Source organism: Bosea vaviloviae (assembly GCF_001741865.1).
Taxonomy (GTDB): Bacteria; Pseudomonadota; Alphaproteobacteria; order Rhizobiales; family Beijerinckiaceae; genus Allobosea; species Allobosea vaviloviae.
The window spans coordinates 1,209,729-1,236,444 of sequence record NZ_CP017147.1; the positions used below are offsets into that span (position 1 = coordinate 1,209,729).

General features: G+C 65.3%; 28 protein-coding genes. 15 read left to right on the top strand and 13 right to left on the bottom strand.

Features of this window, described 5'->3' with window-relative positions; translation table 11 throughout:
* Window positions 1-5: 5 nt before the first annotated feature.
* The 6 genes from BHK69_RS05700 to BHK69_RS05725 all read left to right on the top strand — a co-directional run bounded on the left by BHK69_RS05700 (window position 6) and on the right by BHK69_RS05725 (window position 5,040).
* Window positions 6-647, top strand: coding sequence for an amino acid ABC transporter permease (locus BHK69_RS05700; protein WP_069689256.1), 642 nt, complete (start codon window positions 6-8; stop codon window positions 645-647).
* 79 nt (window positions 648-726) lie between these two features.
* Window positions 727-1,569 carry a transporter substrate-binding domain-containing protein gene (locus tag BHK69_RS05705; protein WP_425285549.1) on the top strand — a complete coding sequence of 281 codons (843 nt, stop codon included), beginning with the start codon at window positions 727-729 and terminating at the stop codon, window positions 1,567-1,569.
* Between the two features lie 75 nt (window positions 1,570-1,644).
* On the top strand, window positions 1,645-2,376 hold the full coding sequence (locus BHK69_RS05710) for an amino acid ABC transporter ATP-binding protein (protein WP_148663642.1): 732 nt from the start codon (window positions 1,645-1,647) through the stop codon (window positions 2,374-2,376).
* A gap of 89 nt (window positions 2,377-2,465) precedes the next feature.
* Entirely contained in the window at window positions 2,466-2,915 is a 450-nt protein-coding gene (gene aroQ, locus BHK69_RS05715; protein WP_069693408.1) for a type II 3-dehydroquinate dehydratase, read from the top strand.
* Window positions 2,916-3,147: 232 nt separating this feature from the next.
* Complete coding sequence (locus BHK69_RS05720) at window positions 3,148-4,170, top strand: Gfo/Idh/MocA family protein (RefSeq protein WP_069689258.1); 1,023 nt, start codon at window positions 3,148-3,150, stop codon at window positions 4,168-4,170.
* 36 nt (window positions 4,171-4,206) lie between these two features.
* Window positions 4,207-5,040, top strand: coding sequence for a shikimate dehydrogenase family protein (locus BHK69_RS05725; protein ID WP_069689259.1), 834 nt, complete (start codon window positions 4,207-4,209; stop codon window positions 5,038-5,040).
* Window positions 5,041-5,049: 9 nt separating this feature from the next.
* On the opposite strand, the gene BHK69_RS05730 is transcribed toward BHK69_RS05725, so the two are convergent.
* Complete coding sequence (locus BHK69_RS05730) at window positions 5,050-5,940, bottom strand: glutaminase (protein ID WP_069693409.1); 891 nt, start codon at window positions 5,938-5,940, stop codon at window positions 5,050-5,052.
* A 214-nt stretch (window positions 5,941-6,154) separates the two neighbouring features.
* Here BHK69_RS05730 and BHK69_RS05735 point away from each other — a divergent pair, with 214 nt between their 5' ends.
* Window positions 6,155-6,667, top strand: coding sequence for a hypothetical protein (locus BHK69_RS05735; RefSeq protein ID WP_069689260.1), 513 nt, complete (start codon window positions 6,155-6,157; stop codon window positions 6,665-6,667).
* Between the two features lie 12 nt (window positions 6,668-6,679).
* Here the strand turns inward: BHK69_RS05735 and BHK69_RS05740 are convergent, their stop codons facing one another.
* From BHK69_RS05740 to BHK69_RS05750, 3 genes are all read right to left on the bottom strand, one after another.
* A complete protein-coding gene (locus BHK69_RS05740; RefSeq protein ID WP_069689261.1) occupies window positions 6,680-7,249 on the bottom strand; it encodes an NADPH-dependent FMN reductase in 570 nt (189 codons plus the stop codon).
* Window positions 7,250-7,442: 193 nt separating this feature from the next.
* Complete coding sequence (locus tag BHK69_RS05745; RefSeq protein ID WP_244548412.1) at window positions 7,443-8,180, bottom strand: class I SAM-dependent methyltransferase; 738 nt, start codon at window positions 8,178-8,180, stop codon at window positions 7,443-7,445.
* 195 nt (window positions 8,181-8,375) lie between these two features.
* The gene (locus tag BHK69_RS05750) at window positions 8,376-9,131 is read right to left on the bottom strand and encodes a Crp/Fnr family transcriptional regulator (protein ID WP_069689262.1); all 756 of its coding nucleotides are present in this window, start codon (window positions 9,129-9,131) and stop codon (window positions 8,376-8,378) included.
* A gap of 237 nt (window positions 9,132-9,368) precedes the next feature.
* Between BHK69_RS05750 and BHK69_RS05755 the strand changes: the two genes are divergently transcribed.
* The 3 genes from BHK69_RS05755 to BHK69_RS05765 all read left to right on the top strand — a co-directional run bounded on the left by BHK69_RS05755 (window position 9,369) and on the right by BHK69_RS05765 (window position 12,846).
* Window positions 9,369-11,177 (top strand): ABC transporter ATP-binding protein/permease, encoded by a 1,809-nt coding sequence (locus tag BHK69_RS05755; protein ID WP_083269142.1) that lies wholly within the window; start codon window positions 9,369-9,371, stop codon window positions 11,175-11,177.
* Window positions 11,178-11,310: 133 nt separating this feature from the next.
* Window positions 11,311-11,604, top strand: a complete 294-nt coding sequence (locus BHK69_RS05760; RefSeq protein WP_069689264.1) for a hypothetical protein — start codon at window positions 11,311-11,313, stop codon at window positions 11,602-11,604.
* A 363-nt stretch (window positions 11,605-11,967) separates the two neighbouring features.
* Window positions 11,968-12,846 (top strand): transglutaminase family protein, encoded by an 879-nt coding sequence (locus tag BHK69_RS05765; RefSeq protein ID WP_069689265.1) that lies wholly within the window; start codon window positions 11,968-11,970, stop codon window positions 12,844-12,846.
* A 212-nt stretch (window positions 12,847-13,058) separates the two neighbouring features.
* Here BHK69_RS05765 and BHK69_RS05770 read toward each other — a convergent pair whose 3' ends face one another.
* Genes BHK69_RS05770 through BHK69_RS31290 form a run of 3 tightly spaced genes read right to left on the bottom strand, consistent with a single transcriptional unit; the run spans window position 13,059 to window position 15,545 of the window.
* Window positions 13,059-14,714: a sensor histidine kinase gene (locus tag BHK69_RS05770; protein ID WP_069689266.1), complete on the bottom strand. Its 1,656-nt coding sequence runs from the start codon at window positions 14,712-14,714 to the stop codon at window positions 13,059-13,061.
* Window positions 14,714-15,274 carry a sigma-70 family RNA polymerase sigma factor gene (locus BHK69_RS05775; RefSeq protein ID WP_069689267.1) on the bottom strand — a complete coding sequence of 187 codons (561 nt, stop codon included), beginning with the start codon at window positions 15,272-15,274 and terminating at the stop codon, window positions 14,714-14,716. The genes BHK69_RS05770 and BHK69_RS05775 overlap by 1 nt, the downstream gene beginning before the upstream one ends.
* Window positions 15,261-15,545: a NepR family anti-sigma factor gene (locus BHK69_RS31290; protein ID WP_244548413.1), complete on the bottom strand. Its 285-nt coding sequence runs from the start codon at window positions 15,543-15,545 to the stop codon at window positions 15,261-15,263. Before BHK69_RS31290 ends, BHK69_RS05775 begins: the two co-directional genes overlap by 14 nt.
* 139 nt (window positions 15,546-15,684) lie before the next feature.
* Between BHK69_RS31290 and BHK69_RS05785 the strand changes: the two genes are divergently transcribed.
* The 3 genes from BHK69_RS05785 to BHK69_RS31295 all read left to right on the top strand — a co-directional run bounded on the left by BHK69_RS05785 (window position 15,685) and on the right by BHK69_RS31295 (window position 17,865).
* Window positions 15,685-16,482, top strand: a complete 798-nt coding sequence (locus BHK69_RS05785) for a response regulator (RefSeq protein ID WP_069689269.1) — start codon at window positions 15,685-15,687, stop codon at window positions 16,480-16,482.
* A gap of 208 nt (window positions 16,483-16,690) precedes the next feature.
* Window positions 16,691-16,855: a hypothetical protein gene (locus tag BHK69_RS32560; protein ID WP_158516161.1), complete on the top strand. Its 165-nt coding sequence runs from the start codon at window positions 16,691-16,693 to the stop codon at window positions 16,853-16,855.
* A 35-nt stretch (window positions 16,856-16,890) separates the two neighbouring features.
* A complete protein-coding gene (locus tag BHK69_RS31295) occupies window positions 16,891-17,865 on the top strand; it encodes an extensin-like domain-containing protein (RefSeq protein ID WP_158516162.1) in 975 nt (324 codons plus the stop codon).
* 100 nt (window positions 17,866-17,965) lie between these two features.
* Here the strand turns inward: BHK69_RS31295 and BHK69_RS32565 are convergent, their stop codons facing one another.
* A complete protein-coding gene (locus BHK69_RS32565) occupies window positions 17,966-18,214 on the bottom strand; it encodes a hypothetical protein (protein WP_069689271.1) in 249 nt (82 codons plus the stop codon).
* A 118-nt stretch (window positions 18,215-18,332) separates the two neighbouring features.
* Here BHK69_RS32565 and BHK69_RS32570 point away from each other — a divergent pair, with 118 nt between their 5' ends.
* The gene (locus BHK69_RS32570; protein ID WP_069689272.1) at window positions 18,333-18,839 is read left to right on the top strand and encodes a DUF992 domain-containing protein; all 507 of its coding nucleotides are present in this window, start codon (window positions 18,333-18,335) and stop codon (window positions 18,837-18,839) included.
* 194 nt (window positions 18,840-19,033) lie between these two features.
* Window positions 19,034-19,393 (top strand): response regulator, encoded by a 360-nt coding sequence (locus tag BHK69_RS05805; RefSeq protein ID WP_069689273.1) that lies wholly within the window; start codon window positions 19,034-19,036, stop codon window positions 19,391-19,393.
* Between the two features lie 132 nt (window positions 19,394-19,525).
* On the opposite strand, the gene BHK69_RS05810 is transcribed toward BHK69_RS05805, so the two are convergent.
* The 5 genes from BHK69_RS05810 to polA form a co-directional block, all read right to left on the bottom strand.
* Complete coding sequence (locus BHK69_RS05810; protein WP_069689274.1) at window positions 19,526-20,869, bottom strand: sensor histidine kinase; 1,344 nt, start codon at window positions 20,867-20,869, stop codon at window positions 19,526-19,528.
* 327 nt (window positions 20,870-21,196) lie between these two features.
* A complete protein-coding gene (locus tag BHK69_RS05815) occupies window positions 21,197-21,625 on the bottom strand; it encodes a hypothetical protein (RefSeq protein ID WP_069689275.1) in 429 nt (142 codons plus the stop codon).
* 3 nt (window positions 21,626-21,628) lie between these two features.
* Window positions 21,629-22,000: a DUF883 C-terminal domain-containing protein gene (locus tag BHK69_RS05820; protein WP_069689276.1), complete on the bottom strand. Its 372-nt coding sequence runs from the start codon at window positions 21,998-22,000 to the stop codon at window positions 21,629-21,631.
* 224 nt (window positions 22,001-22,224) lie between these two features.
* Window positions 22,225-23,376, bottom strand: a complete 1,152-nt coding sequence (locus BHK69_RS05825; protein WP_083269146.1) for an AI-2E family transporter — start codon at window positions 23,374-23,376, stop codon at window positions 22,225-22,227.
* A gap of 140 nt (window positions 23,377-23,516) precedes the next feature.
* On the bottom strand, window positions 23,517-26,561 hold the full coding sequence (gene polA, locus BHK69_RS05830; RefSeq protein ID WP_069693411.1) for a DNA polymerase I: 3,045 nt from the start codon (window positions 26,559-26,561) through the stop codon (window positions 23,517-23,519).
* Window positions 26,562-26,716 lie beyond the last annotated feature (155 nt).

Genomic DNA, 26,716 nt, shown 5'->3' on the forward strand with positions numbered 1-26,716 from the left:
GCGTGATGGGTCTCAACGAATTCCTCTTCCTCCTCGCCGGCCTGAAATGGACGCTGGCCCTGTCGGCCATCGGCTTCGTCGGCGGAGGCGTTGCCGGCCTCATCGTCGCGCTGGCGCGGACCTCGGGCATCGCCCCGCTGGAGCGCGTCGCAGCGGGCTACATCGGCCTGTTCCAGGGCACGCCGCTGCTGATGCAGCTTTTCGTGGTCTATTACGGGCTGGCACTTGTCGGGCTGAAGCTCGACGCCTGGGTCGCGGTCGCGATCGGCTTCACGCTGCATGCCAGCGCCTATCTCGGCGAGATCTGGCGCGGCTCGATCGAGGCCGTGCCGCGCGGCCAGACCGAGGCCGCCAAGGCGCTGAGCCTGAATTACGTCTCGCGGATGAAGGACGTCATCCTGCCCCAGGCGATCCGCATTTCGCTGCCGGCGACGATCGGCTTCCTGGTGCAATTGATCAAGGGCACCTCGCTGGCAGCCATCGTCGGCTTCACCGAGCTGGCGCGCGCCGGCAGCATCGTCTCGAACCAGATTTTCCAGCCCCTGCTCGTCTTCGGCGTCGTCGGCGCCCTCTACTTCGCCATGTGCTGGCCACTGTCGCTCTACGGCGCCTGGCTCGAACGCCGCCTCGCCACGGCGACGCGGTGAGGCGGCCGGCACAACGCTCTGCCAATGCCTGACTCAACATGCCTGCCCCAACAAGAAGCCAACCCAGGGAGTAAAGACCATGACTGATCTGACCCGCGCGACGCTGAACCGCCGTCACCTGCTGCTCGGCGCTTCGGTTGCCGTTGCCGCGCCCGCCCTGCTGACCCGGCCCGCGCTGGCGATCACGCCGGCCGAGATCAAGAGCAAGGGCAAGCTCGTCATTGGCATCCAGGGCGATAATCCGCCCTTCGGCTTCGTCAACACCAGCGGCAAGCAGGAAGGTTTTGACGCCGATGTCGGCGAGCTCTTCGCCAAGGAGCTCGGCGTCGCCGTCGAATTCGTGCCGCTTGCCGTGGCCAACCGCATTCCCGCGCTGACCGCCGGCCGCGTCGACATCCTGTTCGCGACCATGGCGATGCTGCCGGAGCGCGCCAAGGCGGTGCAGTTCTCCAAGCCCTATGTCGCGAACTACATCACGCTGGTCGCGCCGAAGGCGACCGTGGTGAAGACCAATGCCGACATGGGCAAGCTCGTCATCGGCGTGCCGCGCGCCAGCGTCCAGGACGCGCAGATCACCAAGAATGCTCCCGAAGGCACCACGATCCGCCGCTTCGACGACGATGCTGCGACCATCCAGTCGCTGCTTTCGGGCCAGGTCCAGGCCGTGGGCGGCAACATGTTCTATGTCCAGCGCCTCAATGCGCAGAAGCCCGATGGTTTCGAAGACAAGCTCGAATTCACGCGGCTCTACAACGGTGCCTGCACGCGGCTCGGCGAGAAGGAGATCAACGCGGCGGCGAACGCCTTCATCGACAAGATCGTGGGCAATGGCGAGCTCGCGAAGATCTACGCGAAATGGATGAAGGTGCCGCTGCCGAACTTCCCCGCCAGCCTCGAAGGCGTCTCCTTCGTCGTCAGCTGACGCCCCCTCCAGCAGCCGGAGCCCTCAGTCATGACCAGCCATGCCACGACCGCGCCCGCCACCACGGACACGCCCATGATCGTGATGGAGAGCGTCGAGAAATGGTATGGCGGGTTCAAGGCCCTGACCGGCATCAATCTCTCGGTCCGCGCAGGCGAGAAGATCGTTCTGTGCGGGCCGTCGGGCTCGGGTAAATCGACCCTGATCCGCTGCATCAACCATCTCGAAGCCTATGAGAAGGGCGCCATCCGCGTCGGCGGCATCGCGCTCGGCGATGATTCCAGCACGATCGATGCCGTCCGGCGCGAGGTCGGCATGGTCTTCCAGAACTTCAACCTGTTTCCGCATCTGACCGTGATGCAGAACTGCACGCTCGCCCCGATGCGCACGCTGCGCCAGAGCCGGAAGGAAGCCGAAGCCACGGCGCGCCGCCTGCTCGACCGGGTCAAGATCCTCGAGCAGGCCGACAAATACCCGGCCCAGCTGTCCGGGGGCCAGCAGCAGCGCGTCGCGATCGCACGCGCGCTCTGCATGGGGCCCAAGGTGATGCTCTTCGACGAACCGACCTCGGCGCTCGATCCCGAGATGGTCAAGGAGGTGCTCGACACCATGGTCGCGCTCGCCGAGGAGGGCATGACCATGATCTGCGTCACCCATGAGATGGGTTTCGCTCGACAGGTCGCCGACCGCGTCATCTTCATGGCTTCAGGCGAGATCGTCGAGGAGGCCCCGCCCGAAATCTTCTTCAGCAAGCCCAGCCACGTCCGCACCAAGCAGTTTCTCGGCGAGATCCTGCGTGGGCATTAGAGCCTTGCGCGAAAAAGTGGGTACCGGTTTTTCGCATAAGCAATGCTCTCAACGTTTAGAATCTTGCGCGCCAGCGACCGGAGCCGATGATGAGCCGCCTCGTCTATGTCCTGAACGGACCCAACCTCAACCTGCTCGGAAAGCGCCAGCCGCATATCTACGGCCATGTCACATTGGCCGATGTCGAAGCCGAATGCCGCAAGCTTGCCGGCGAATTGAAGCTCGACCTCCGCTTCCACCAGAGCAACCGCGAATACGAGATCATCGACTGGATTCACGCGGCGCGGGAGGAGGCTGGCGGCATCGTCATCAATCCGGCGGCCTTCACCCACACCTCGGTGGCGATCCTCGATGCGCTCAACACCTTCGAGGCGCCGGTCGTCGAGGTGCACATCTCCAATGTTCATAAGCGCGAGGCCTTCCGGCACCATTCCTATGTCTCGCTGCGGGCCGACGGCGTCATCGCCGGCTTCGGCACGCAGGGTTACACGCTCGCCTTGCGGCGGGTCGCGCGATTGATCGACGAGAAGGCGGCCTGATCGGCAAGCGCCATGCCGAACATGCCGCGACGGGCGCGAGAGCCGGATGATTTCAGATGGGGTCACAAAGTGATCCCATCTGAAATCTGAATCCGTCTCTCATCAAAGAGTTAGAGCAGGATTGATGCGAAAAACCGGTGCCCACTTTTTCGCATCCTGCTCTAGGGTCGCGATCGACTGAAGCATCTGGCTCTCGCGGCCGGACAACTCAACCTCTTCGAGGAGATGCATCATGGATGACACGGGATCGCGGCCGCTGCGCATCGGCGTCCTGGGCGCGGCGAACATCGCGCGCGCCTTCACCAGCGGGGTTGCGCCTTCAAAGACCGTGACGGTCGTGGCTGTCGCGAGCCGCGATGCCGGCAAGGCGCAGCGCTTCGCGCAGGAATGCGGGATCCCGCGGTCGCACGGCTCCTATGAGGCCCTGCTGGCGGATCCGGAAATCGACGCGATCTATAATCCGCTGCCGAATTCGCTCCATGCGGAATGGTCGATCCGCGCCATGGAAGCGGGCAAGCATGTGCTCTGCGAAAAGCCGTTGGCGATGACGGCGGCCGAGGCGCGTGCCATGTTCGCAGCCGCAACGCGGCTCGGGCGCCACCTCGTCGAGGCCTATCCCTATCGCGCCCAGCCGCAGACCCTGAAGCTGCGCGAATTGCTGGCGGAAGGCGCGATCGGCAAGGTCCAATTGATCCGCTCCAGCTTCGGCGTCGCCTTTTCCGATCCGAGCAATATCCGCCTGAAGCCGGAGGTCGGCGGTGGCGCGCTGCTCGATGCCGGCAGCTATGCCGTCAGCCTGGCGCTGCTGGCCGCGGGCGAGCGGCCCGAGCGCGTCAGCGCCATGGCCCGTTGGAGCGAGACCGGCGTCGATCTCAGCGTCGTGGCGTCATTGGAATTCCCGAGCGGCGCGCTGGCGCAGATTTCCTGCAGCTTCGCTACGGCCTATCACCGCAATGCCCTGATCGCCGGCGATGCCGGGACGATCGAGACCAGCTATCTCAACCATCCTCCGGCCGGCGGCCCACCGATCCTCACGCTGCGGCGCGGCACGACCATCGCGGCTGTCCCGGAGATCGTCGAGGTCGCGCCCGGTAACGGCTTCCTGGCCGAAGCCGAATCCTTCCAGCGCCTCGTGACCCAAGGCGTCGCGCAGTGGACCGGCGCGACGCCCGCTGAATCCATCGACATCGCCCTGACCCTGGACGCGATCGGCCAGAGCGCACGCTCGGGCGCGGCCGTGACGATCACGGGATGAGAATCGGCCAAGCAAGACCATGAAAGCCTGTTCGCCATGATACGCGGCACGACCAAGCTCATCGCCCATCTCGGTTACCCGACCGAGTCCTTCAAGGCGCCGATGATCTACAATCCCTATTTCGAGCAGCACGGCATCGATGCCGTCGTCGTGCCGATGGGCTGCAAGGCGCAGGATTATGCCGCCTTTCTCAAGCCGCTGTTCAGGCTCTCCAATATTCATGGCGCGCTCGTCACCATGCCGCACAAGGTTGCGACGATCGCGCTCCTTGACGAGGTCATGACGACGGCAAAGGTCGCGGGCGCCTGCAACGCGATCCGCCTTGGTCCCGATGGGTCGCTTATCGGCGACATGTTCGATGGCGAAGGTTTTGTGCGCGGCGTCCTGCGCAAGGGCCGCACGCTGCTGGGGGCGCGCGCGCTCGTGGTCGGCGCGGGCGGCGTCGGCTCCGCCATCGCGGCCTCGCTGGCCAAGGCCGGCGTCGCCGAGCTTGCCCTGTTCGACGCCTACACCCCGATGGCGGGAGGGCTGGGCGAGCGCCTGCGCGCCCATTATCCCAAGCTCAAGGTCTCGGTCGGCTCCAACGACCCCGCCGGCTACGACATCGTCGTCAATGCGACGCCGCTCGGCATGAAGGAGGGCGATCCGCTGCCGCTCGATGTCGAGCGTATCGCGCCCTCGGCCTTTGTCGGTGAGGTCGTGATGAAGCAGGAGATCACGCCCTTCCTGGCGGCGGCCCGCGCCCGTGGTTGCGCCTTCCAGATCGGCACCGACATGCTGTTCGAGCAGATCCCGGCCTATCTGGAGTTCTTCGGATTTCCGGCGGCCACCGCAGACGAACTCCGGGCGGTTTCACGGATCAAGTATTGAGCAACGGCTCTACGCCGCGCTGAAAACCGACCAGCCCGTCGCTTCGGCCACGCGCTCCAGCGCCAGCGTGCCCAGCTTGGAATTGCCATTGGCGTTCAGCCCGGGCGACCAGACCGCGATCGAGGCCTTGCCGGGCGCGATTGCCAGAATTCCGCCGCCGACACCCGATTTCCCCGGCAATCCGACGCGGAAGGCGAAGTCGCCCGAGGCGTCGTAATGGCCACAGGTCAGCATCAGCGCGTTGATGCGGCGCGCCCGCTGGGCCGAGACGACGCGCGCGCCGCCGGGCCGATACAGCCCGCCATGCATCAGATAACGCCCGGCCATGGCGAGCTGCCGGCACGTCATCGCGATGGCGCATTGGTGGAAATAGACGCCGAGCGTCAGCTCCGGCGCGTGCTGGATGTTGCCGAAGGCCTTCATATAGTTGGCGAGAGCGACATTGCGGAATCCGGTTGCCTGTTCGGCGCGCGCCACCGCCTCGTCGATGGTGATCGCGTCGTCATCGGCGAGATAGCGCACGAAGCGCAGCAATTCGCCGATCGCCACGCGCGGCTCATGGCCGGCGAGGTTGATGTCGGCGACGACCAGCGCGCCCGCATTGATGAAGGGGTTGCGCGGAATGCCCTGCTCGCGCTCGAGTTGGACGATCGAGTTGAAGGGCGTGCCGGAGGGCTCGCGGCCGACGCGACGCCAGAGCGTGTCGCCGACCTTGCCGAGCGCTTGCGTCAGCGCGAACACCTTCGAGACGCTCTGGATCGAGAAGGCCTGCTCGGCGTCGCCGGCGGCATGGACCGCGCCATCCGCCGTGACGATGCAGAGCCCGAAGCGGCTGGGGTCGATCGTCGCCAGAGGCGGAATATAGGTCGCGACCGCACCGCGGTCCTCGGCTGCTGCCATGTCCTGGGCGATATCGCGGACCAGTCGGGTTATGTCCGTCAAGCTTTCCACCCCGCCGGTCTTGCAGTCCGACCTTGCAGCCCGTCCCGGCGCAACAAGCCCGAGTGATCCTGGTGGGTCAAGCGCGCCTCGGATGAAAGCCGTTGCGCCGCGCCCGAATCTGTCGTGATCTTCGGCCTGGGAGAATAGACCGCTGGGAGCCGATGCGATGCGGATGGCCGCGATCCCTGCCCTGATGCTGGGCTTTTGTCTCACTTTGCCCGCCTCGGCGCGCCCGCTCGAACGTGAGCTGCCGCCGAAACAGGCTGCTTGCTGGGAGCGGGACTACGACGCAGCCCATCTCAAGGCGCATCCGGGGCAGCGCGTGGCGAGCATCCGGCTGGTTCACCTGCCCGATGCCGCGCCGCCGGAGCCAGGCGGCAGCTATGTCCAGTTCTACATCAACCTGCGCCGGCGCAATGCGGCGACAGGCTATGACTATCAGCTCGGCGGCTTCTGCCGGCCAAATGGCAAGGGCCTGCGCTGCCAGCCGGAATGGGAGGCCGGGTCCTGGCGCATCGACGCCGGCCCCGGCGGCACGCTTGACGTCAGGAACGACGGCATCGTCGCCAACCCCAACCCCTATGATGCCGAGGAGATCGCGGACAAGGCCGTCAAGATTCCGAGCAAGCCCGACGACATGCTCTGGCGGCTCTCGCCCGCGAAAGGGCCTTGCGAGTTGCAGTGACGAGGGTCGAGCTCAGGCCGTCTGGCTGGACAGCTTGACCAATCGCTCCAGAGCCGCGTCGAGGAAGCCGCTGGTGCGAGCGTCGGTGATCTCGCCATCCTCGCCAAAGGCCTTGTCGGCGCCGCCGACCGCGACCATTTCGGGGATCAGCAGCGCGCCGAAACCCAGCTCCAGCACGGTGCGCAACTGCGTCAGACCGCGATAGGCGCCGAGCGCGCCCGGCGAGGCGCCGCCGAGCGCCACGACCTTGCCGGCGAGGCCGGTTGCGGGCGCTCCGGGCTTGGCGACGCTCGTCCAGTCCAGCGCATTCTTCAGCGCCGGCGCATAGCCCGCATTATATTCCGGGCTGGCGATGAACAGGCCGGTATGGGCGTCGATCTGCGCACGCAGATCATGGGCCGGCTGCGGCGCGTGGCCGAATCCGGTCGCATCGACCAGCGGCAAGGGGTAATCGGCGAGCGAGATCAGCGTGACCTGCGCTCCCGCCGCCGTGAGCTTCTTTGCCGCCAGGGCCGCGAGCTTCGCATTGAGCGAGCCGGGGCGCGACGAGCCGGAGAAAACGAGAATCTTGGGTGCGGACATGACGGCCTCGGTCGGATCAGGACGGTTGGGAGCAACTGAGGCGAAAGCTATGCCGTTGCCCCCGCGACGCCAAGACCGCCGAGCGCGATGTCACGATTGCGCGGATGCAATGAAGCGCGCGATTATGTCCGAGCGGTCAGATCGTCGGGAAGGCCGCCTCCCAAGCCCTACGTCCAAGCCCTATGTCGAAGCCCTACGCCCCCTGGCGATAGACCCAGACGCGCGCGGGCGGGATATTGCGCAAGACCCAATCCGAGGCAAAGGCCTTCAGCCCGGAGCCCTTGCGGGGCACGGGCGAGATCACCGAATAGGTGAACTGGATCAGGGGTGCGCCCTCGACCAGCAAGGTGAAGGCGTCCTTGGCGAGCGCGCTGCGCATCGCCGGTGGGCGATTGAACAGGGGCAGGCTGGAGACGACGGCGATCGCCTTCTCCTGGAGATGGCCTGCCAGCGTCGTCGAAAGCGCATAGGCGTCGCCCTCGACCACGGTCGCGCGGGGAAAGCGCTGGCGCAGCAGCGCGCAGAATTCCGGGCTGTACTCGACCAGGATGAGCCGTTCCTCGCTGATGCCGCGTTCGATCAGCGCCTCGGTCACCGGCCCGGTGCCGGGACCGATCTCGATCACCGGCCCGGGAATGGCGGGGTCGACGAAGGACGCCATGCGCCGTGCCAGGAACGGGCTGGACGGCGTCACGGAGCCGGTGCGGCCAGGATCGTCGATCCACGACTTGATGAAACGGGCTTCGTCGCTCAGCTTCGATTTGGCCTCGCCGGCAACCCTGGAAACATGGGTCTTGAACTTCTCGGCCTTCTGGCGGACCTCGCCCTCGACCTTGTAGCGGACGGCGGCGACCCTCAGGCGCGCCTCGGCCATGCTGTCGACGAGGTCGGCAGCGGTCACGCGCACCTCATCCTCGATGCGCACGGCCATGCTCGACTGCCCTAGCCTTGCAGCTAGTGAGCCGGTGCGCGGGCGACGAGGCTGGAGAGTTTGAGACATTTGACCCCTAGTGCTGACGCAACATGCGGCAACCATGACGAAATAATGACGTTACCTGCCTGACATATAGGGTTCAAGAGCCTTGAGGGCACGAAGATCTGCTGCTCATTGAGGCAGGAGGCGCCCTCAGATCAGCGGTCTCGGCTCGAGCTCCCGTTCGAAAAGCGAGACCATGCGGGCGGTCAGGCGCGGATTGAGCAGGGTCAATCGCCCGCCCGAGACCGAAAAAAGGCCGGCCCGGCGCAGCTTCGCCCATGTCTTGCTGGTGTGGACGAGCGATAATCCGAGTGCGTCGGCGAGCTGTTGCTGCGAGAGCGGAAACCGGAAGCTGTTCTCGCTCACCAGGCCAAGCGCGTCGGCGCGGCGGTGGAGCGAGATCAGCAGCGCCGCGATGCGCTCGGCGGCATTGCGCTGGCCGACAGAGGTCAGGTTCTCGTCGATCAGGCTCTCCTCGCGTGAGCCGAGCCAGGCGATCTCATAGGACAGGCTCGGCATCCGCACGAACAGATCCCAGACCCGCTTGCGCGGAAAGGCGCAGAGCTCGACCTCGGTCAGGGCCTCGATGCCGTGCTGAGCGGCGCTCAGCAGCGAGGCCTGCAGGCCGACGAGATCTCCCGGCAAAAGGAAGTTCAGGATCTGGCGTCGGCCGTCGGGCAGGGATTTGTAGCGGAACGCCCAGCCGGAGAAGAGCGTGTAGAGCGCCGCGTCCTCCTGTCCGGGTTGGATGATGTCGGCGCCGGCCGGCAGCAGGCGATGCTCCATCTTCATCGCCTGGATGAAGCGCACCTCGTCGTCGGTCTTGTCCTTGAAGGCCGGCTTGAGCCGGAGCGGACAGGCCAGGCAGGGCACGCCGATGCGGCTCTGATTCGCGCTTGTCGCCATCGTGTCTGATCGATCCGCTCTCGCAATGGCTGCCGGCATGCGCGTCTGGCTGGCGTGCGCGTTTGGCCGGACAGGATAACCCGGCATCCCATCACTTGTTCCCGTCTCCCGTCTCGCACGCGTTCCCGCCTTGTGCGGCGCAGCATACATGGGGTGGCAGGGGAACTTGCGCTGCGGCGGGACGTTCTAAAATCAGCGTCCGTCATGGTGCCGTGACGATTCTGGAGTGGCCGCTGCATGTCCGACACGCCGAGTGTCCCGCAACGCTCGCGTATGCGCCGTTTCTTCGCAACGGCATTGAAATTCTGGACAGGCAAAAGACGGCTGCGCGCCTGGGGGCTGACAATCCTGGTGCTCGTCTTCGTCGCGGCACAGATCGCGACCGCCGTCGGAATCAATGCCTGGAACCGGTTGTTCTTCGACGCTCTCGAAAAGCGCGATGTCGCGGCGGTCTGGAGCACGGTCGCCTGGCTGCCGCTGCTCGTTGCGGTCTCGGCGTTGACGCTGTCGGCGCTGGTGGTCAGCCGCATGCTGCTGCAGATGCGCTGGCGTGAAAATCTGACGCGTCGCATCGCCGGTTGGTGGATCGCCGACCAGCGCTATTACCGGATGCAGTTCACCGCCAAGGAGCAGAGCGCGCCGGAATATCGTATCGCGGAGGATGTCCGCCTTGCCATCGAGCCGCTTGTCGAATTCGCGATCGGCCTGATCAGCGCGGCCGTCACTGCCGCCACCTTCGCCGCTATCCTCTGGCATGTCGCAGGCTCGGCCCGCGTCGTGCTCGGCGGCGCGGACATCGTGATCCCGAGCTATATGGCGATCGCGGCGATCCTTTATGCGATCATCGCCTCGCTCGCCGCCTATGTTGCCGGCCGGCCGCTGGTCGGCCGCATCTCGGCGAAGAACGAAGCGGAGGCGCAGTTTCGCGCCGAGATGACAAGGCTGCGCGAGAACGCCGAGAGCATCGCGCTGATCCGCGGCGACGCCGACGAACGGACCTCCGTCGGCGAGAATTACGGCCGCGTCGTCGCGGCCTGGCTGGGCGTCATCCGCCGGCAAGGCGTCATCGCGCTGGTGCTCAACACCAATGGCGCGCTGTTTCCGATCGTGCCGCTGCTGCTGATCGCGCCGAAATATCTTTCCGGCGAGGTCACGCTGGGTGCCGTGATGCAGGTCGTCGCAGCCTTCAGCGCCGTGCAAGCGGCGCTGATCTGGTTCGTCGACAATATCGTGCGGCTGGCCGAGTGGTTCGCCTCCGTGGCCCGCGTCGACGAGCTCCAGGAGGCGTTGGAGGCGCTCGATATCGGCACGATCATGGAAGGTGAAACCCAGATCGACCTCGGCGAGAGCGAGGACGGCGCGATCCATATCGAGAATCTCTCGATCGCCCACAGCAATGGCCGCGTGGTGATCGCCGATGCCTCGGTGGTGATCGAATTGGGCGAGAAAGTGCTGATCGTTGGCGAAAGCGGCTCCGGCAAGAGCACGCTGATCCGCGCTTTGGCGGGGTTGTGGCCCTGGGGTTCGGGAAGGATCGAGATGCCGCGTGGCAAGTCGATCGCCTTCGTGCCGCAGAAGCCCTATCTGCCGATGGGCAGCTTCCGCACCGTGCTGCTCTACCCGCAAGCGGATATGGCGGTTCCAGACGATGTCGTCATCGCCGCCATGAAGCGCTGCGGGCTGGCTTATCTCGCCAAGCGCCTCGATGACGAGGACAAATGGGATCAGATCCTCTCCGGCGGCGAGCGTCAGCGCGTCGCCTTCACCCGCCTCCTCATCCAGAAGCCCGACATCGTCATCATGGACGAGGCGACCTCGGCGCTCGACGAGGACAGCCAGAACTCCCTGCTGGACCTGTTCGAGGGCGAACTCGCCCATGCGACGGTGATCAGCGTCGGCCATCGGATCGGACTCGAGGAGTTTCACGACCGCAAGATCACGCTGGAGAAGCGCCTCGCCGGCGCTCGCCTGAGCTCGCGGCGACTTGTGAAGTCGCTCTGGCGGCTGTTCCGCAGCCGCAGCTCCGCCAATGACGACGCGGCCTGAGTGGAGGCGGTCACGTCGACGTGACCGCCGGTTCGATCCCCGATCGTACCGAAATGGAACTGTGAGGCGATCCTTGCGTTAACTCCTGCATAAACCGGCTGATGGTGGCTGGTTGTGGCGTTGGGAGAGACAGATGTTGAATGACAGCCTTGCCCCCATCAAACGCGCTGGCCTGTTCTTCGGCCTCATGGGCGTGGCCGTCGCCAGCCTGACGATGGGTGCGGATTGGCAGCGCCCCGACGACCAGAGCTCGAGCACGGTCGCGCAGGCCAAGATCCAGCGCCATGAACCGACCGATATCCAGCCGACCGATATCCTTTTCGCCGCCGTGAACCCCGGCCAGAAGGTCGTCGATCGTACCAAGCGCGCCATCGCCACCTCGCAGCAGGCCATGCTGGAGAGCGGCCCAAAGGTGGTTATCCGCTGATTAGATTTATGTTCGCGGGGGAGGAACCGTTTTCAGGGTTGCACGTTGACAACCCAGCGCTCCCTCGCGCGATGCACTTCGAGCCGCCTCCGGGCGGCTTGTTTTTTGGTCGTCGCGGGTGCTGGTGCAGATTGGGCCGCCAGATCACGTCGCATTCGGACGGCATCGTCCGAATGCGACGTGATCGATTCTAAAAGTTTAGAGCATTGCTCCCGCGAAAAACCGGAACCCACCTGTTCGCGCAATGCTCAAGAGCATTTTCGAGCGAAGTGGACACCGGTTCGCGTGAAGAAAATGCGATAAAACAAGGAGATAGAGTATTTTCGCGATTCGGAGAAACGCGGAAAGGCTCTTGGGAACACGATGTATCTGCGTATCCGCCACGCCACCACCTATCGTTATGCCGCTCCGGTGCAATTCGGGCCGCATCGGCTGATGCTGCGCCCGCGCGATTCCTTCGATCTGCGGGTGGTCGACACGGCCTTGTCGATCGCTCCGCGAGCGCGGCTGCGCTGGATGCACGACGCCTATGGCAATTCGGTCGCGGTCGCGAATTTCGACGCTCCGGCCAATACGCTCGACATCGTCAGCGAACTGGTGATCCAGCGCTTCGGTTCGGCCCTGCTGCGCACCGAGATCGAGAATTCCGTAGCCGTGACCGGTGTGGTCTACAGCGAAGCGGAGCGCGCCGTGCTCCAGCCCTATCTCGATCTCGCTGCAGCCGATCCTGACGGCCTGCTCGACCAATGGCTGGCGGATTTTCGCGCCCGCATCGGCCATGGTTCGGGGCATCTGCTGCGCGACCTCGCCCATGCGCTCTATGCCGGGCTGAGTTATGCGGTGCGCTTCGACGAAGGCACGCAGCATCCCGCCGATACGCTGCGCCAACTGGCCGGCTCCTGCCGCGATTATGCCTGGCTCTTCATCGAGCTTGCCCGGCGCATGGGCTTCGCCTCGCGTTTCGTGACGGGCTATATCCACGACCGCTCGCCCGACGCGGCCGGGCTGGTCTCCAGCATCGGCCTGACCCATGCCTGGGCCGATGTCTTCATCCCCGGCGATGGCTGGGTGGAGTTCGACCCGACCAACGATCTCGTCGCCGACAGGCAGCTTCTGCGCGTCGCCGTCGCACGCGTGCCCGAGGATGCCTCGCCGGTCTCCGGCAGTTTCACCGGGGGGACAGGTTCGTTCCTCGGGCTGAGCGTCGGCGTCAACATCGAGCCGATCGACAAGCCAGCCTGATGGCACGGCGCTGCTTGAGCAGGCGGTCTATGCTCGGAACCGCTGCGTCGTCCTGGGCGTAGCCCTCGGGTCCGATCTTCGATCGGCCCAAGGATAAACTCCGCGGAGGCCTGGGATCCATCGTAGGGCTCCGGAACTCTACGATGGATCCCGGAGCTGCGCGGCTTCGCCGCTTGTCCAGGATGACCCGGAGTTGCCGAACCTAGGCATCACTAGGCGGAATGGGCGACCCTCCAGGCGCCAAGCCGCGACCCTTCCGGTGCAGCCGCCTGAACCGCTTCGATCTGGGTGACGAGGCCGGCGAAGAGCTTGGGTGGCTCGCTATGGGCGATCTCGCGATCCGCCTCGATGGCGATCTCGATCGTCCCGTCGTCGATATCGGAGACGGAGATCTGGATGCTGACGCCCGGCGTGCTGCGCAGCGCGCGCGACATCACGTCGACGATCAGGAAACCGAGCGGGATGATCCGGTCGACCGAGAGGGAGGCGCGCGTGTTGACGGTGCTGGTGACCCATTGGTCGCGGCGGCGCAGCAGGTTCGAGATCATTGTCACGACATCGTCGACAAAGAGGTCGACGCGCACGGGCTGCATCTCGCCGTCGGCGAGCGTAAAGCGATAGGCGGCCGAGAGCACGTGAACACGGCATTCGGCATCGGCCAAGGCCATCCGTGCCTCGCCGCGGTAGTCGCGCTTGGTCAGGCCGATATAGCTCTGCACCACCTGCAGGCTGTTCTTGACGCGGTGATGCAGTTCGCGAACGAGGAAGCGGTTGTCGTCGAGCGCCGTCTGCAGCTTGCGCTGCCTGACCTCCTGCTCCTCGACCATGACGTTGAAGGCTTCCGCGACGCTGCGGATGTCGCTCGGCATATCGTCGGCGATCACCGCGCGTGCCGTCGTCAGGGTCGAGCGTGTCCTGGCTGCCGCCTCGATGCCGCGCAGCCAGCGCACGCAATGCTTGTCGATCGCGCGCAGATAGACCACGCAGAGCAGAGCCAGCGTCAGCAGCGGCGCCAGCAGCAGCACCAGAAACTGTGTCCGGGCCGCCTGCCCCAACGCATCGTCGAAGCTGGCGACGATATAGAAATCAGGGTCGGTGACGATGCGGCTGGCGTAGACGCGCGAGACGCCGGCGCGGCTTTGCGTCTGCGAGGGCTCCTTCGAGAGCGAGGCCGGGTCCCGCGCCGGCAGCCAGGACGCGTCGTCCGGCTGCACGGTGCCGCGCGAGACGATGATGTCCCCGTCGCGGCCGGCCAGGGCGACGACGAGCCCGGGTTCGCCGTCGCCGAGGTCGAAGACCTGGTCCAGCAACTCCGGATCGACCAGCAGCAGGCCTTCCCGCATTGGGCTGCCGGCATCGTCGCTTCGCGCGTAGACGGCAAGATAGCGCTTCCCGCCCAGCGTCACATGGTCGTAGCGCGCCTGGGCGAACTCCGCCCCGGCCCAGGTCTGGACCGGCGGCTTTGCCCGCAACATTGCCGCCGCCGCAGCGAGATCGGCGGCGCTGACCTCGGGATCGAGCGAGAAGGCGCAGGCGTCGCCGCCCTGCGGCAGGATATGGATGGCGCGATAGCCGGCGATCCGAGCGAGCGTTTGGCCGCCGACCTTGCCACACTCGCTGCTCTCGCGACCGTTCAGGGCCAATGCGGAACCGCCGGCGAGCAGCGACCGCAAGGCGCCGCGATACCAGACGCGGGTGCGCACGGCGTAGTCTTCGGCCGTGCGCATCTGGGATGTGCGGATCGCGGCGGTGACGGTCTGGTAGGTGGTGACGGCGGTGATCGCGGTCAGGCCGGCGATTGGCAGCGCTATGCCGATCAGCAGTGCGAGCAGGCGCCCTCTGACGGTCTTGAAGCGCGCCAGCCGCATCAGAGGCCGACGATTTCGGAACCGACCCTTTGGATGGCAGCGGCGCTCTTGCGATCTGGCCCGAGATCGTCGAGTCCGCCGATCGAAAGCAGTTCGGCCAGCTTCGTCCGGGCGCGGTTGACCCGGCTCTTGATGGTGCCGATGGCGACGCCGCAGATCTCGGCGGTTTCCTCATAGGACAGCCCGGTCGCGCCGACCATGATCAGCACTTCGCGTTGTTCCTCAGGCAGCTTGGCGAGCGCCTTGCGGAAATCGGCGAGGTCGAGATGGCTTTCCTGGTTGCCATGCGTCGCCATGCGCTCGGCATAGGTGCCCTCGCTGTCCTGCACCTCCCGCCCGCGCTTGCGGTAGAGCGAGTAATAGGTGTTGCGCAGGATCGTGAAGAGCCAGGCGCGCAGGCTCGTGCCGGGCTCGAACTTGTCCGAATTACCCCAGGCCTTGAGCAGCGTGTCCTGCACGAGATCGTCGGCGAGCTGCATCGAGCCCGAAAGCGAGGCCGCGAAGGCGCGCAGATTCGGAATCTCCTTGATCAGCCCGTCCTTGAAATCAGAGGCGCTCATCGGACATATCCCCCGAAGCGGCGCGGGTTTCCTGAGCTTCGAGCTGGGCGAGCAGCACCAGGAATTTGTCGGGCACCGGCGCGTTGACGATATCGTCGTAATGCGCCTTCAGCGACCGCCCGATCGATTCCTGCACCCTGGGATCAAGGATTAGTTCGACCTCGTCATTACTACCCCCACCGGATTCCGTCATCGACGCGCTCGCGTTGTTCATGTCAGCCCTCGCAACGAAAGCGAGCCTGCTTTTCCAGCTGGTCCCGCGCTTGATCATGCCGGCCCGCCCAAGCCGGCACTCATACGGCCAGATAACAGGCTTCGCCGGAAAAGGTTCCAGGAAGAACAAAAAATAAATTGCTTGTCAGAAAGCCGCTGCAGGTGCTCATTTTCGGCTTGTTACAAGGGACCTTTGCATGTCGATCGCGAAAGAAATTGCACCGCACCTGCCCTATCTGCGCCGGTTCGCCCGGGCGCTGAGCGGGACGCAGGCGAGCGGAGACGCCTATGTCGTCGCGATGCTTGAAGCGCTCGTCGCCGATCCCTCTTCGTTCCCGCGCGGGTTCGATCCCAGGCTGGGCCTCTACCATACCTTCCTGAAGCTGTGGTCCTCGGTCAGCCTCAACGCCATCAGCACCGGCTCCGCCGAGACCGACCGGCCCTCGGCCGAGCGCAATCTCGAAGCGCTGACGCCGCGGCCGCGCCAGGCCTTCCTGCTGCGCACCGTCGAAGGGTTTTCGATCGAGGAGGTTGCCACGATCATGGATATTTCAGCATCCGACGCCGCCGGCCTCATCCAGGCGGCAGGCCAGGAGATCGCCGAGCAGGTCGCGACCGACGTGCTGATCATCGAGGACGAGCCGATCATCGCGCTCGACATCGAGACCATGGTGGAGGAGCTCGGCCATACCGTGACGGGCGTCGCCCGCACGCATCGCGAGGCGATCGCGCTCGTCGCCAAGAAGCGCCCTGGCCTCGTCCTCGCCGACATCCAGCTCGCCGATGGCAGCTCCGGCCTCGACGCCGTCAACGAGATCCTCTCCTCGATCGATGTTCCGGTGATCTTCATCACTGCCTATCCCGAGCGCCTGCTGACCGGTGACCGGCCGGAACCGGCCTTTCTGATCACCAAGCCGTTCCAGCCCGAGGCGGTGAAGGCTGCGATCAGCCAGGCTCTGTTCTTCGATCGCCGGGCCGGCCGCAAGGCAGCCTGAGCTTGCTCTCAGCGTTCACGATCCCGGGCTGGCGGCATGCTCATGCCGCCAGCTTTTGTCGGTATTCGGGCTGTCGGCATAGGCCGTCCGGGAAGCATGGATGGCCTGATCAGAACGCATGAACCGGGCGGGAACCAGCGGGCTGCTCCGGCGTTTCGCGCAACGGCAGGCCGGACCAAACCGGCCGCCTTTCGGGAGGTCTTGGTCCATGGCGACGACGTTTGTTGCAGCCCTGATCGCGGGCGGTTCGATGGCGGTGGTTCTGTTTGGTGGCGTCGTATCCGCAGGCGCGCTGACGGCGGAAGCCTTGTCGCTCGCTTTGGCCGGCACCACGGTCCTGGCGGTGCTCAGCGCCGCCGCCCTCGACAGCTGAATCCGCACATCACAGCCTTCCGAAACGTGCCCGGAATGGGAGTGTCATCCGGGGCAGTGCGGATATGTCGGTCGCTAGATCACGTCGCATTCGGACGGTTCCGTCCGAATGCGAAAAACGTGATCGATTCCTGGAGTTTAGAGCATTGCTCCAGCGAAAGACCGGTACCCACTTTTTCGCGCAATGCTCTATGGCTGCGAAGCCTTGGTCGGTTCGCCCTGGCCATTGCGGCTGTCGCGATCTGGGCGGGCGGCATTCATGGCGCGGAAGTTCATGGCGCGGAAAGCAACGGCCAAAGCGGGGCAGGGATCATGACCTTGCCGCCGCCGCGCCCGGCTGATCTGCACCCACAGCAGCAGTCGCTGCCTTCGTCGGAGCCCACCGACCCCTCTGCACACCCCGCTGGCGCGAGCTCGCCAGACCTGCCGAACCCCGAGAGTGGAGCCGCCTGCCTGGCGGGGCTGCGGGCGCTTTATGGCACGCGCGTTCGTGCGGCCAATGCTGATACCGCCAAATCCGAGGATGCCGCCTGCCGCGTCGAAAGTCCGGTCCTGGTCGAGGCGCTTGAGATGGGGTCCGTGCCGGTCGTCTTCGAGCCGCCTGTCACCTTGAGTTGCGAGATGGCGACAAAGGCGGCTGAGTTTCTCCTGATCAGCGTTCAACCGCTGGCGAAAGGCTATTTCGGCCGGGATCTGGTTGGTCTGCGGGCCGGAGGCGGCCAGGAATGTCGGCGTCGCAACAGGGCGGCGACCGGGCCGCTGAGCGAGCATGCGACAGGCCGGGCGCTCGATATCTTCGCCTTTGTCCTGGCGGGGGAGGCCGGCGGCCTGAAGGTCAGCGTCGAACGCCCCGAGGATACCGTCCAGCAGCGGTTCCTCCTAGCGGTGAGGCAGGCCGCCTGCGGCGCTTTCACCACCAGTATAGGGCCGGGCGCGGATGCCGCCCATGCCAATCACCTGCATCTGGACATCCAGGCGCGCCGTTCGCCGTCGACACGGTTTTGCCAGTGAATCCGTCTTTCATCAAAGAGTTAGAACAGAATCAATGCTCCAGGGCAGATTTGGCTCCAGGGCAGATTTGGCTCCAGGAGAGATTTGGAACCCGCTGGCTTCAAGCGGGAATGCGCGAGGGGGAGGCAATGTCGCAAGCGGGGTGGCGGTCCTGGCTTTCGGCTTCGCTGCGCCTGATCGCGATGATCTCCAGAGCCGTTCTGGTGTCATGGCCCTGCGCGATCAGCTCTTCCAGTTCCCAGAACGGCGGCATGCGCACCTCGCCTCGCCAAGCCAGTCCCTTGCAAGTTGATGCCTTGCAAGTTGATGCCTTGGCAGACGCATCATCCTGGAGGAAGCTGATGAGCATGTGGGTTTTCCGTCTCGATGCCGAGTATAACACAACACCTCCGACCGGGTTCCGTTTAATGAGGAACTGTGGAGTGTTTGCGGCGTTTCAGCGTCATTCGATTGTGAGGAGTTTCAATATGCCTGCCCCGCTTCCCCGGTTTCAAACCGTTGCGATCCTTGCTGCCGCGGCTGCGGGCCTGCTCGCATTCCAGGCTCCAGCCTTCGCCCAGTCAGGCCCGCCGGCGGGGCGCCTCAACTGCAGCGTCGGCGCGGGTCTGGGTCTGGTGGTGACCTCGCAACGCCCGATGGAGTGCCGCTTCACGCCGCGCCGCGGTCCGGGGCAGCGCTATGTCGGCGTCGTCAGGAATTTCGGCCTCGATCTCGGCACGATCCGCAGCAGCACGATGTCATGGCGGGTTTACGGTCCTTATGCCCGGGCCCCGCTGGGCGCGCTCGCCGGCCGCTATGGCGGGGCGACGGTGGGCGGCTCCGCAGGGGCGGGCGGCTCCGGCAATCTGCTCGTTGGCGGCAATAACGGCGATGTCACCCTGCAGCCGCTTTCGCTTCAGGGCGCGCGCGGGATCAACGTGGCGATCGGCGTGACCGGATTCGAGCTGACGCTGGCGAAGTCCAGGCGTCGCTGAGGTCGCAGTCGCTGAGGTCGCGAATGATTGGTGCCTCCGAAGGTTCGCTACGATTCGCTAACCTTGTCGCTGCAAATTTAATCGCATTTGACGATTTCCCAACATGTTCGGAGGAATCTGCCGGAACATCGCAAGCACTCTGACGTTCTCTCGGCATGTTACGACAAGAGAACAGAGGAAGGGAGGCTGGATTGATGTCCGATATCCGCATCCTGATCGTCGAAGACGATCCTTTCATCGCAATGGACATCGAAGCAGCCGTGGCGGAACAGTTTGGTGACAGTGCCGAGTTGATCATCGTCGGATCGGTTGCCGGTGCGCGTTTGGCGGCCGCGTCGCACCTGTCCTGCGCCTTGCTCGATATCGATGTCGTCGGGGGCAAGACCTTCGATGTCGCCACCAGCCTGCTCCAGAGCGGCACGCCCTTCGCGTTCGTCTCGGGCTCGCCCCCCAGCGATATGCCCAAATCGCTGCGTGACGTGCGCTTCCTGCGCAAGCCCTTCTCCACGCGCGAGATCGCGAGCTTCGTGTCGAGCGCGATCAAGCTGGACTAGAGCAGTTTCCGATCCAGTTGGGTCATTGTTTTAACGCGTTCCCTCCGCTCAAACGCTTCGCATTTGTCGCGGGGGAACCGGTACCCACTTCGCTCGAAAACGCTCTGGCGGCCAGCGGCAGCTTCGCCGCACTCAATCCCGTTCCGGGAAGGTCAGCGTGATCCTGGAACCGGGGCGCCCGGAGCCGGGCGAAAGCGGCTCGCTCGTCATCGTTGCCCGCATGCTGCGCAACAGGCTGGTGATCACGGTCTGACCCAGGCCCTTTGTATCCGCCTCGACCACCGGCAGCCCGACGCCGTTATCCTCGACCGTCAGGAGAAGCGTGGTCGCCCCGTCCTCGTCATGCTGGCTGAAACGGATGACGATTCGCCCTGGCGCATTGTCGGGGAAGGCGTGCTTGATCGCGTTCGTTACGAGTTCGTTGACGATCACGACGAAGGACACCGCGTCGCGTCCCGGCAAGCGGATCGCATCCATCTCCAATACGATCTCGATCGGCCGGCCCTCGGCCGCCTTGCCGATCTCGGCGAGGAGATCCTCCATATAGGGCTGGGCGTCGATCTCGTCGGTCTCGATGTCGAGGCGCAGGCGACGTTGCCCGGCGGCGATTGCCTGGATGCGGGATTGCGCCTGGGAGAGAGCGTCGCGCACGGCCGGCTCGCGCGTCTGCCGGCTCTGGACATTGAGAAGCGCCGAGACCATGGCGAGGTTGTTGCCGACGCGGTGGTTGACGTCGCGCAGCAGCGCCTCGATGCGCAGCCGCTCGTTCTCGAGCTGCTGGGTCCTCTCGCTCACGACCCGCTCCAGCTGCGCGTTGCTGGAGGCGAGCAGGGTGCTGCGGCGCTGCCGCGTGCGCAATTGCTGCCAGGCGGCGAAGGCAAGCCCGGCCAGCGCGACGACGATGCCGATGCTGGCCAGAAGCCGCCTGCGCTCCTCGCCGCGATTGAGCGCGACGAGGCGGATGTTCTCGGCGAGCTGAAGCTGCTGCACGGTGCCGCGCAACGCATCCATGACCGAGAAACCGCCGCCGTCCTTCACGCGGGCGACGGCGGTGTCCAGCCTGCCCTCCCGCGCAAGCGCGATCGTGGTGTCGAGCTCTTCCAGCTTGGAGAGCGCCTCGCTGCGCGCCTTGGCGACGCGCTCGGTCTGTGCGGCGTCGCCTTCGACGAGTTGCGCCAAGGCGTCGAGTTCCGGCAGGGCCGCCGCGCGGCCGCTCGTATAGGGGCCGAGATAGCCGGGGTTATTGGTCAGGAGATAGCCGCGCTGTCCGGTCTCGGCGTCGCGCATATGACCCAGGAACCGCTCGGAACGCTCGCGAATCTCGATGGAATGGGAGACGCGCTCGGCGGTGGCGCGCGCTTGCGCGTTGATCCAGGCCGCCAGGATGACCGCCACGCCAACGACGCCGATCGCGATAATCGTCGTCGTGGCCGATCGCAGGCGGGCGCCTAGGGCGGGAATGCTGGGCAGCGCCAAGCGGCTGCGGGGCCTTACCTCAGTGGACATGGACACCGTGATACAGGACGGAATCCACAACCCCTATGTAAAAAGACAGGGGCAGTCGAGGGCGCTTGGCATTCGCCTTGGAGCGCTTTCGAGCGAAGCGGACACCAGTTCGCGTGAAGAAAGCGCGCCAAAACAAAGGGCTAGAGCAATGGCTCCAGCAGGAGGCGAAAAAGTGGAAACCAGCTTTTCGCGCTGATCCGGCTCTAACTCCTGGATGAGAGACGGATTCAGATTCCAGATGGCATCACTGCGTGATTCCATCTGGAATCATCCGGCTCTAACGCGCGGCTTGCGCTGCTACGCCTCGTCCTCGTCGTCCCCGTCGCGGTTGAAGAACTGCCTGCCGATCAGGACGCCGAGGATGACGACGCTTCCGACGACGGCGGTGCGCCAGCCCATGCGCGACGATCCGAGCAGCTTGGCGGCTATCGGCGCGGCGGCCAATGCCGTGGTCGCCAGCGGCCGCCGCGGCCGGCGACGGTTCTTGACATAGGTCGCGACGCCCAGGCTCAGCAAGGCGGCGAGGAACAGGCCGCCTGCGATCCAGAGGCTCGCCGTGATCGGGTCGTAACGCAGCGTCAGCACGGTGTGCAGCGCGTTCAGGGCATAGCCCGCCGCGCATAGCACCAGCACGGCCGAAAAGCCGTACAGCCCGTAGATGATGACATTGCGCTTGACCGCGCCGGAGATTTCCGACGCGATGAAGCTTCCCAGCCCCCCGAGCATGGCTTATCGCGCCGACAGGAAGCCGACGAACAGGCCGACAGCCGCGGCCACCCCGAGCGCGCGCAGCGGCCGCTCCTGGATCTCCTGCACGATGATGCGCTGCAGATCGGTCGCCTGTTCCTTGGCGACGCCGACCATCTTGTCGGTGTCGACGCCGACGGCGCGGAGCTTTTCGGTGACCGTGGCCGCCAGGTCCTCGGCGCTGCGCGTCAGACTGGCTTCGAGCTCGCTCGTCTCGCGCTTGACGCGGCGGTTGGCTTTTTGCGCGGACGCCTTGGCGTCAGCAGCGATGTCCTCGGCGCCTGCGACGACTTCGTCCTTGGCGCGTTTGACCGCCGAGGCCGCCTGGCGTTTCGCGGAAGTGGTGCTGGCCATGTCTGATGTCCCCCTCTCGATACTGCGACGGATGCGATACTGCGAATGGATGGATGCGCTCCAAATGACTCCGGAGCTTGGTGACCTAACGCACGCATGGCGCGCGGGTTCCTTGTAGCCGACAAGAGCGCTTTCCGATCCAGTTGGATCGTTCAACCGCTCTCGCTTCTTGTTCTAGCGCGTTTTCTTCACGCGAACCGGTGCCCACTTCGCTCGAAAACGCTTTAGCCGACACCCGCCACCTGCTGCTGGGCAGGCTCTTCCTGGGGCGTGGCCTCGGCCTGCTGCGCCTTGCGGTATGCGGCAAATTCCTCCTGCGCCACCATGGCCACGAGCAGGATCGGCGTCGAGAGCACGGCGCCGATCGGCCCCCAGAGCCAAAGCCAGAAGATGAAGCCGATGAAGACCAGGAATGGCGAGACGGTGAGCCTGCTCCCAACGAAAACCGGGGTCACCAGGTTGCCTTCGAGCAGATGCAGCACGAAATACGCCGCTGCCGGCCAGATCGCGGCGAGGAGAGATGGCGCGTCCAGCAGCGCCCCTGCAAGCAGCAACACGGTGACGATGATCGGCCCGATGAAGGCGAGATAGTTCAGCAGGAAAGCCAGCGCGCCCCAGAATACGGGGAATGGCAGCCCTGCGAGCCAGGCGATCGCCAGAGCCATCAGGCCCATGCCGAGATTGACCAGCGTCACCAGTCCGAAATAGCGTGCGACCCGCGTCTCGATTTCTTGAAAGAAGGCGCCGGCGGACTTCCGCGCGCCGTGCCCGAGGCAAAACCGCAGCGTGCGCGCCTTGAGATGGCGTCGCGTCGCCAGCCAGAAATACACTGTCGCGACGAAGATCAGCAGGCCGCCCGCCGCCGTCGAAGACGACACGGCGATATCGAGCAGCGGATTGCCTTGCGAGACGTTGAGTTCCGCCCCGCTCTTGCCGGTCAGTGCGGCGGCCGCCCGCTTCAGCTCGTCCATGAAGATGAAGACGCCGGCGAGCTTGGCTTGCAGCGCCGCCATCATTGCGGGCGCCCGGTCGCTCCAGCCGGCGATCGGCACGGCGAGCAGGGTGATCGCGAAGAGAATCAGGCCGACCCCAAGCAGGACCACTATGGCTGCCGCCAGATGCTGCGGCATGCCGCGGCGCACCAGCCAGTCGACCAGCGGTCCCAGCACCAGGCCGAAGATGATGCCCGCCGTCACCGGCAGGGCGATGACCTTGGTCAGATAGAGCGCTGTGGTCGCCAGGATGACGAAGATGCCGATAATGGCGTAGCGGACGATAAGGTCATGCTCATAAGGCGTGACGTCGTCCTGGGTCTCCTCGATCTCGGGTTCCGCCATATAGCGCGGAAACGGTCTCCAGGCGGACGAGCTGAGCATGTGACGACATCCAACGCGCAAAGCGCGCCCCCCGGCGCGTCGGACCTATAACGTGGCACTGGCGGGCAAGGTTCCTGCGGTCCAAGATTCTGCGGTCCGAGTTCCTGCGCTCCAAGTTTCTGCGTCGAAGCGTCAGCGCCTCAATGCGCTTCGTCCCAGTTGCTGGCCGCCCGCGCATCGACCTGCAGGGGCACGCGCAGCTGCGCGGCCGGGTGCGGTGCATCCACCATCACCTGGCGGACCAGCGGCAATGTCGCCTCGACCTGGGCGTCGGGCACCTCGAAGACGAGTTCGTCATGCACCTGCAGCAGCATGCGGGCGTCGAGCCTGGCTGCGGCGAGCGCGCCCTCCATCCGGATCATGGCGCGGCGGATGATGTCGGCGGCCGAGCCCTGGATCGGCGCATTGATCGCCTGGCGCTCGACAAAGGCGCGTTCGGAGGGGTTCTTCGAGGCGACCGCCGGGAAATGGCAGACCCGGCCGAAGATCGTCGTGACATGGCCGTTGGCCCGCACGAAGGTCTTGGTCTGGTCCATATAGTCGCGGATGCCGGGGAAGCGCTCGAAATATTTGCGGATATAGGCACCGGCCTCCTCGCGGCTGATGGCGAGCTGGTTGGCGAGGCCGAAGGCCGAAATGCCGTAGATGATGCCGAAATTGATCGCCTTGGCGCGGCGGCGCACCTCGCTCGGCATGCCCTGGACCGGCACGCCGAACATTTCCGAGGCTGTCATCGCATGGATGTCGATGCCGTCGGCAAAAGCCTGCCGGAGCTGCGGGATGTCGGCGATATGGGCGAGCAGCCGCAGCTCGATCTGGCTGTAATCGGCCGAGATCAGCTTATGGCCCTTTTCGGCGACGAAGGCGGTCCTGATCTTGCGGCCGGCTTCGGTGCGGATCGGGATGTTCTGCAGGTTGGGCTCGGATGAAGAGAGCCGTCCCGTCGTCGTCGCCGCCAGCGCATAGGAGGTGTGCACCCGGTTGGTCTGCGGGTGAAGATGGGTCGGCAGCGAGTCGGTATAGGTCGATTTCAGCTTGGCGAGCTGGCGCCATTCCAGGATCTTCGAAGGCAGCGGATGGCCCTGCTCGGCGAGCTCCTCGAGCACGCCGGCCCCGGTCGCCCATTGCCCGGTCGCGGTCTTCTTGGCGCCGGAAAGCCCCATCTTGCCGAACAGGATGTCGCCGAGCTGTTTTGGGCTGCCGATCAGGAATTTCTCGCCGGCGACCTCGTAGATCTCGTCTTCCAGCCGCGCCAGCGATTGCGCGAACTCGCCCGAGAGCCGCGACAGGATCTGCCGGTCGATGGCGATGCCACGCTGCTCCATGCGGGCGAGCACGGCGATCAATGGCCGCTCCAGCGTCTCATAGACGGTGGTCTTGCCCTCGGCCGCGAGTCTGGGCTTGAGCGCGCGCCAGAGCCGCAAAGTCACATCGGCATCCTCGGCGGCGTAATCCGTCGCCTTGTCGAGTGCGATCTTGTCGAAGGTCACTTGCGCCTTGCCGGTGCCTGCGACTTGCGAGAACGGGATCGTCTCATGGCCGAGATGAAGCTCGGAGAGCCGGTCCATGCCGTGATTGTTGTTGCCGGCGTCGAGCGCATAGGAAATCAGCATCGTGTCCTCGATCGGGGCGACGGAAAGCCCGTGCCGTTCGAGGATCAGCAGGTCGTATTTCAGGTTCTGGCCGATCTTCAGGACGCCTGGATCGGCCAGCAGCGGCTTGAGCGCCGCCACAGCCTGGTCGAGCGGGATCTGGCCCTCGACCATGCCGCTGCCGAACAGATCGGTGCCGCCGCGATGCTGCAGCGGGATGTAGCAGGCGCGTCCGGGCGCGACCGCAAGCGAGATGCCGACGAGATCGGCCTGCATCGCGTCGAGCGAATTGGTCTCGGTGTCGAGCGCGACATGACCGGCTTCATAGGCCCATCCGATCCAACGCTCGAGATCGGCGAGCGTGCGCACGCATTCATAAGCCGTGCGGTCGATCTTCTCGGCGATCGCCTCATTCTTGCGGGCGGTCGCGAGCTCGGACGGTTTCATCCAGCCGTCGCCGGCCGCTGGCGGCGTGCCGGCCGGTTCGGCGCCTGCGACAGAGGCCGCAGCAGCGGCTGCGAAGCCGCCCTCGCCCGCATCCGCGCCGATATAGAGCGCCTTCAGTTCCGCCGCGCGCGCCCCGCCCGGCGCCAGTGCCTCGTCGGCGTCGATCGCCGCGACATCGGCGCCATAGGCCTCGGCGACACGCTTGGTGATGGTGGTGAACTCCATCGCCTTGAGGAAGGCGACGAGCCTGGCCGGATCGGGGTCGGCCAGCGTCAGATGCGAGAGCGGCGTCTCGACCTTCACGTCGTCGACCAGCGTCACAAGCTTGTGCGAGATGCGCACCTTCTCGATCACCTCGGGATTGGTCAGGGTCTCCCGGCGTTTGGGCTGCTTGATCTCGCCGGCCCGCGCCAGCAGCGTCTCCAGGTCGCCATATTCGCCGATGAGCTGGGCCGCCGTCTTGATGCCGATGCCGGGAGCGCCCGGCACATTGTCGGTCGCATCGCCGGCCAGCGCCTGCACGTCGACCACCCTGTTCGGCATCACGCCGAAATACTCGACCACTTCGGGCTCGCCGATCCGGCGTTCAGCCCGGAAACCGGCGCCCTTCTTGGCGTCGCCCGAGGCCGGGTCATACATCGCCACGCCCGGCCCGACGAGCTGCATCAGGTCTTTGTCGGCGGAGACGATCAGCACGTCGGCGCCGGCCTCGCGCGCCTGTCTGGCATAGGTCGCGATCAGGTCGTCGGCCTCGTAGACATCCTGCTCGACCGGGATCAGCCCGAAGGCGCGCACCGCCTCGCGCATCAGCGGGAATTGAGGGATCAGATCGGCCGGCGGTTCGGAGCGATTGCCCTTATAGGCGGGGTAGAGTGCCTTACGGAACGAGTTCTCGGTCTTGTCGAAGACGATGGCGAGATGGGTCGGCTTCACCCCGAGCACGCCTTCGCGCACAAATTGGAACATTTTGGTCGCGAAAAGCCGAACCGCGCCGGAGGGCAGGCCGTCGGAGCGCGCATTGTATTTCCGGTCCTGATTGATCGACTGGAAATAGGCGCGGAAGATGAAGTTCGAGCCGTCGACCAGGAAGAGGTGGTCGCCGGGCTTCAGGTCGGGGGCGGTGGTCTTCGGGGCTGTCTCGCTCATGGCGCGGACCATAAGCGGCGCGCGCCGGGCGGTCCATCGGGTGCGCGCACCGATTCGCAAGAAGCTGTCAGGAGTGGCGGCACCTCTGCAAAGGAAGGCGCGGGGAACCCTCTCCAACCCAAGTCGGATGTTTCCGACTTGGGTCACTCTAGCTG